The organism is Actinocrinis sp. (genome assembly GCF_035605935.1).
Taxonomy (GTDB): Bacteria; Actinomycetota; Actinomycetes; order Streptomycetales; family Catenulisporaceae; genus Actinocrinis.
Genome location: NZ_DATNGK010000143.1, coordinates 1 through 6,186, shown reverse-complemented (window position 1 = coordinate 6,186; position 6,186 = coordinate 1). Strand labels below are relative to the sequence as shown.

Below are 6,186 nucleotides of genomic sequence, written 5' to 3'. Positions count from 1 at the left end.
CCTCAGTGACTGACGGCTCGGGGCGGCTGCTCGTCCCCGGCCTACCTAGGAAGCTCCTATGAGGTTATCCCGGTTCGGTGAATGGCCCGTAACCGGCCGCGTGTGATGTGCGTCTACAGCAGCGGTGTCCGGTAGCCGGACACGAGCAGGATGGGAGCAGGACGCCGAGGACACGCCGGTGCGGCGCATCCTCGGCGGCATGTCAGCCTCGTACGACGACGGTGCTGCACATCTTGTCGGCAAAGGTCTGCTTCTTGTCGTCCCACAGCGGCCATAAGAAGCCGATGTAGCAGGCGATCCCGTCGACGAAGTGCGCCAAGTTGCGCACGAAGGCCATACCGAACCCCGTGTAACGGCCGTCCGACTCGCGGATGACCCGGATGCCGACGACCTTCTTGCCGATCGTCTGACCCGTCGTGCCCTGCCGGTAGAGCTGGTAGAGCTGGAAGCCGAACGCCCCGGCGTAGAACAGCAGCGCCACCGCGACGCCCGCTCCGGAGGGGCCGCCGCCGGTCACCATGCCCGTGTCCGGGTCGACCGTCGCGCTGCTGGAAGTCGCCGTCAGAACGATGATGGCGATGATCCAGAACGGCACGAGCATCAGCGCATCCAACAGGAACGCACCGACGCGGGCGCCCCAGGGAGCCAAAGGCGCGGGCGGGCCGAACCCGCCGGGCGCGCCGCCGTACGGCGCGTACGGGTTATACGGACCGCCCTGTTGCGGGTACGGGTAGCCCTGCTGCGGATAGCCAGGCTGGGGGTAACCGGGTTGCTGCCCGTATCCAGGCTGGGGGTAACCGGGTTGCTGCCCGTATCCAGGCTGCGGATACCCAGGCTGCTGCCCATAGCCGGGTTGCGCATACGGCTGCTGGCCCGGTCCATATCCGGCCTGCGGATAGCCGCCGGTCGGCTGCCCGAACTGAGGAGGCACGGGCCCGGGAGGCTGAAACTGCGGCGCACCGGGCGGCGCGTCCTGCGGCGGGGGCCAACTGCCCGACGCGCCGCTACTCGGGTCTTGAGGTGGCGTTGACATAGCCCCGGACAGTACCGATGCATCGCAGGTCTGCGGAAGGGGGTTTGCTCGCGTCAGCCCACCGCTGTGTAGGGCCCTAGATCGCGGCGCTCGATGGCGGCTGCCATCAGCGGGCCGAACCGGTCCGGCGTGCACGCGAACGCGGGGACGCCGAGTTCGGCGAGCGCCGCGGCATTGCGCTGGTCGAAGGCGGGCGCGCCCTCGTCGGAGAGCGCCAGCAACGTGATGCACTGCACCCCGGCCGCGGTCATCTCGGCCATCCGGCGCAGCATCTCGTCGCGGATGCCACCTTCGTAGAGGTCTGAGATGAGGATGAAGATGGAGTCGGTGGGCTTGGTGATCAGCGACTGGCAGTAGGCGATGGCCTTGTTGATATCGGTACCGCCGCCCAGCTGCGTGCCGAACAGCACGTCGACTGGATCGGTGAGCACCGGCGTCAGATCGACCACCTCGGTGTCGAAGGCGACCAGCGAGGTCTTGAGGGTCTTCATCGAGGCGAGCACCGCGCCGAACAGCGAGGCGTAAACGACCGACGCGGCCATCGAACCGGACTGATCGATGGCGAGGACCACGTCGCGCTTGACCGTCTTCGCCGCGCGGGCGTAGCCGATCAGCCGCTCGGGCACGATCGTGCGATACGCGGGCTGATAGTGCTTGAGGTTGGCGCGTATCGTCCGATTCCAGTCGATATCGCGTGGCTGTGGCCGGTTGGTGCGAGCGGCCCGGTTGAGCGCCCCGGTGACCGCGGCCCGGAAACCCTGCGCAAGCTGGCGTTCGAGGTCTTCCACGACAGTACGCACGATCTGGCGTGCGGTCTGCTTGGTCTCGTCGGGCATCAGCCGGTTGAGAGACAGCAGGGTGCCGACGAGGTGGATGTCGGGCTCCACCGCGCTGAGCAGTTCGGGTTCGAGCAGCAGCTGTCGAAGGTTCAGCCGGTCGACCGCGTCACGCTGCATGACCTGGACTACGGAAGTGGGAAAGAATTCGCGGATGTCGCCGAGCCAGCGCGCGACGTTCGGGGCGGAGGCTTGGAGTCCGGCGCTGCGCTGTCCTCGGGTATCGGGCCGTCCGCGCGGTGCGGCCTTGCTGTTGGCTGCGGCGTAGAGCGCGTCGAGGGCGTTGTCCATGCGCTGGTCGCGACCGCCGAGCGCACCGCAGGAACCCTCGGCCTCGCCGCCGAGCACGAGACGCCAGCGGCGCAGGCGCTCGGTGTCGAGATCGCTCGAATCCGTTGCCGCCGCGCCGGAAGCAGTGGTCATGGTGCAGGCTCCAGAGACTTGGTCGGCAATGGTTTCCTTGCGGGTGTGGGCGACTCGACGACGACGGTCTGACCGGTCAGCAGCAGTCGCACGGTCGGCAGCGCCGCCGCGAACCAGTCCGCTGCGATACCGGTCGGCAGCGCGGAGCTCGGTGAGTCCGGCGCCGCCCGGTCCGCCTGGCTGAGGTGTGCGGCGCGGTCGCCGATCGTGCGGCGCTCGGGCCCGCTGAAGGTCGAAAAGGTGCGGCGCAGCAACGGAAGCACCTGCTCGAAGCGATCCGTGTCGAGCACCGCGAGCCAGTCGTCGATCAGCCGAAGCAGTGCCTTGTCATGGGCGAGCACGAGGCCTGATCCAGCGAGGAAGCCCTCAAGCCAGCCGGCCGCGTCCGCGGGTTCGGTGCCGCGGGAGAGCGCTTTGGCCATGCGGGCGGCCACATCCTGCGCGTGGAAGATCCCGGCATCGCTCAGTAGCCGGGTGGCGCGGCCGACCAGCAGGCCGTGGGCACCGGAGCCGCCGAGATCGGCCACCTGCCGCAGCGCCTGTAGCCACGGTTCGCGGATCGCTTCCTCATCAAGGGTCTGAATCGCGGCGTGCACCTTGCCGAGAGCGGGTGCGAGAGCACGCGCCGCGTCATCGTCCACGTTGACGCAGGCGGGAGGCAGGCCGATCGCGATGCGTACCGCGATGCCGTGCACGACCGTTCGCAGGCCGTCCGCGCGCGTTCCGCGCACGTCGCCGTATCGCAGGATGTTGGCAAGTGGGGGAAGTGCCGTGGCCAGATCGCCGATGTCGGTGTCGAGCGCGGCGCGGTTCTGCACCTGCGCGATCAGCGGATCGACCGCGTCGGGCAGGTCGGCGGTCAGGGCACGCTGCACCAGAACCGTGAGCGAGCCAAGGGCTTCGGTTTGGGCGGCGGTGTCGAGCACCTTCGCGGTCGCGGCGGAAAGCACCGTGGTCCCCCAGACCGCGGCCTCGACCAGCCGCACCTCGAACAGCGGCTCCCAGGTGACGTCCCAGGATTCGCGGAAGGTGCCGGAACCGCGCGAGCCCACGGCGACGGCCCAGTCGATGCCGAGCAGGCCGAGGCGGTGGAAGAGCTTTGAGCGGTCCAGGTCGGTGGCGCCGCGCAGGTCGAGGTTGTACTGCTTCTGCGCGGCGGTCCGCGGCACCCGCAGCCGCTTGGCCTCGCGGGTCAGGTCGGCGGCCAGAGGGACGGTCGGCACGCCGCTCGGGACGCTGCCGAGCGTCTCGCCGACGACCAGTTCCCGGCCGATCAGCGCCAGCGGCTCCTCCCTGCCCTCACAGAGCACTGCGACTGTTGCCTCGGTCAGCTCGGCCAGGCCCGGCATCGGCCGCCCGCGCAACGCGGCCAGGGATTCGGCGAGCCGGACCCCTTCGATCAGATGTGCGGAGGAGACCGGGTGCCGCTCGGCGCGCAGTAGTTCCGCGACCGAGGTGAGCCAGCGTTCCGCGATGTGGTCGTCGGTGTCGAAGAGGTGCTGATACCAGCCCGGAGAGCCGATACCGGCGCCATAGCCGGAGTGGTAGGAGAGGCGGCTGTGCGTCCACGGCACCCAGGTCAGCTTGGTCGCGGTGGCCTTGCTCTGCTTGGGCAGGCTCACCAGCAGCTTCTTGTCCGCGGCGGCGGTTGGCGGCGTGATCTCGCGTCCATCGCAGATGCCTGAGAGTGCCGGAACGTGGTAGGCGCCGCAGACTACTGCGACACGCTGCGCGCCGGCGGCGAGCGCCGCGCGAAGCACCGTACGCATGTGGGCTTCGCGCAGCGCGTCACGCCGGGCAGTCGCTTCGTGCTCGCGTACCGCGGCCATGGCCTCGGCGACGGCGGCGAAGGCCGCGAGCGGCTCCCCTCCGGTCGCCCGCCGCGCTCCGTTCCGGTTGTCACCGTCGTGCTGATTCTCCGAACTCTGGCCGTACTGGCCGCCGCGATGTTCCACGACGTCTTCCCACCACGCCTCCGGATCGGCGTACCCGGCGGCCGTGGCCAGCAGCGCGATCGGGTCGGGGCCGTCCCCGGTCCGGTCCCGCTGTTGCGACCGTTGCGCCACCGCCTGCGGCGTGCCTTCCGCGTCCGCGTCATCCGGCCCGCCATCGCGCTCCTCAGCGCCCTGAGAGAGCGAGACCGCCGCGGGCAGATCGCAGAACCCGACCTCGACCCCGCGGGTCACGGCGTACTGCAACGCCGCCCACTCCGGAGAGAACGCGGCGAACGGCCAGAACGCCGAGACCTTCGGGTCCTGCTCCCGGTAGGCGAGCAGAGCGACCGGAGGTTGCATTCCGTCCGCGCCGACCAGCGGGATGAGCGGATCGGCGTCGCCGGGCCCCTCGATCAGGATCCTGTCGGGCTCGAAGGCGGACAGGGCCGCCGCGATCGCGCGCGCCGAACCCGGACCGTGGTGCCTTACGCCCAGCAGAACGACTTGCGCCGCGCCGTGGTTCACGCCGACAGCTCCCGGCAGGCCTCGTAGAACGCGGACCATCCATCACGCGGCCGGGCGACGGTTTCCAGGTACTCGCGCCAGATCACCGGATCCGCAGACGGGTCCTTGACCACCGCCCCGAGGATGCCGGCGGCCACGTCGTGCGGGCGCAGCGTGCCGTCGCCGAAATGCGCGGCCAGCGCGATTCCGCCGGTGAGCACGGAGATCGCCTCGGCTGGGGACAGCGTTCCGGAAGGCGACTTGAGCTTGGTCCGGCCGTCCTCGGTCACCCCCGAGCGCAGCTCGCGGAACACGGTGACCACGCGCCGGATCTCCTCCGCGGCGGCTGGGATCTCCGGCAGCTCCAGGCCGCGGCCGAGTTCGGCGACGCGCTGGGCGACGATCCGCACCTCGTCCTCGGCGCTGGCCGGCAGCGGCAGCACCACGGTGTTGAACCGGCGCCGCAGCGCGGATGACAGATCATTGACACCGCGGTCCCGGTCGTTGGCGGTGGCGATCACGGTGAAGCCCTTGACTGCCTGTACTTCGTCGCCGAGTTCCGGAATCGGCAGCGTCTTCTCGGACAGCATCGTGATCAGCGTGTCCTGCACGTCGGCCGGGATACGCGTCAGTTCTTCGATGCGGGCGACCTTGCCGTCGGCCATCGCGGTCATCAACGGGGAAGCGGTCAGCGCGTCGCGGGAAGGCCCGTGCGCCAGCAGCTGCGCATAGTTCCAGCCGTAGCGCATCGACTCCTCGGCGGTGCCCGCGGTGCCCTGGATCAGCAGGGTGGAGTCGCCGGAGACCGCGGCGGCCAGGTGTTCGGAGACCCAGCTCTTCGCGGTGCCCGGCACGCCGAGCAGCAGGAGGGCGCGGTCGGTGGCCAGGGTCGCGACGGCCACCTCGATGAGGCGGCGCGGGCCGATGTACTTGGGCACGATCTCGGTGCCGTCCGCGGCCTGCCCGCCGAGCAGGTAGGTGATGACTGCGCGCGGCGAGAGGTTCCAGCGCGGCGGGCGCGGCAGGGTGTCGCCCTTGGCCAGCGCCTCAAGTTCGTGCGCGAATGCGTCCTCAGCGTGCGGACGCAGGACTGCTGGTTCGGACAGCGGGTTGGTCATCGTCGGCGATTCCTGCCTGGTCGAAGAGTTCGCGATTCGCGTGGTACTGATTCGAAACGAACGCGGTTACGGTTGGGCCGGCCGCGCCGCCGCCTGGTCGGGCGGCGCGAGTTCGGCGAGCATGTCGCGGCGGAAGTCCAGCAGAGCGAGCATCGAAACCAAGTCGACGCGGGACGCGGTGTGCGGTGTTCGATCGCGTGTTGTCTGATCGCGCGGTGTCTGATCACCCGAAGCCAGGGCCACGGCCTGCTGCGCTACCAGCGCGGCCACCCGGTCGCGCACAGAGACCGGGGCGTTGTCCGCGACCGCGACCTGCAACTGTTCGGCTATCCAGCCGG

Annotated in this window: 5 protein-coding genes; all 5 read right to left on the bottom strand. The window is 69.9% G+C overall.

Annotated features, from left to right (window positions below; all coding sequences use genetic code 11):
* Positions 1–202 precede the first annotated feature (202 nt).
* The gene (locus tag VN779_RS12220) at positions 203–931 is read right to left on the bottom strand and encodes an RDD family protein (RefSeq protein ID WP_325722609.1); all 729 of its coding nucleotides are present in this window, start codon (positions 929–931) and stop codon (positions 203–205) included.
* A gap of 155 nt (positions 932–1,086) precedes the next feature.
* Complete coding sequence (locus tag VN779_RS12215; RefSeq protein WP_325722608.1) at positions 1,087–2,292, bottom strand: VWA domain-containing protein; 1,206 nt, start codon at positions 2,290–2,292, stop codon at positions 1,087–1,089.
* Positions 2,289–4,751 (bottom strand): DUF5682 family protein, encoded by a 2,463-nt coding sequence (locus VN779_RS12210; RefSeq protein WP_325722607.1) that lies wholly within the window; start codon positions 4,749–4,751, stop codon positions 2,289–2,291. The genes VN779_RS12215 and VN779_RS12210 overlap by 4 nt, the downstream gene beginning before the upstream one ends.
* Positions 4,748–5,848, bottom strand: coding sequence for an AAA family ATPase (locus VN779_RS12205; protein WP_325722606.1), 1,101 nt, complete (start codon positions 5,846–5,848; stop codon positions 4,748–4,750). Before VN779_RS12205 ends, VN779_RS12210 begins: the two co-directional genes overlap by 4 nt.
* Positions 5,849–5,914: 66 nt before the next feature.
* Positions 5,915–6,186: hypothetical protein (locus VN779_RS12200; RefSeq protein ID WP_325722605.1), on the bottom strand; the 272-nt coding region annotated here is incomplete at its 5' end.

Excerpts from the sequence above, each read along its gene's own strand:
- VN779_RS12215 (WP_325722608.1), bottom strand. The coding sequence starts at position 2,292 with ATGACCACTGCTTCCGGCGCGGCGGCAACGGATTCGAGCGATCTCGAC.
- VN779_RS12205 (WP_325722606.1), bottom strand. The coding sequence starts at position 5,848 with ATGACCAACCCGCTGTCCGAACCAGCAGTCCTGCGTCCGCACGCTGAG.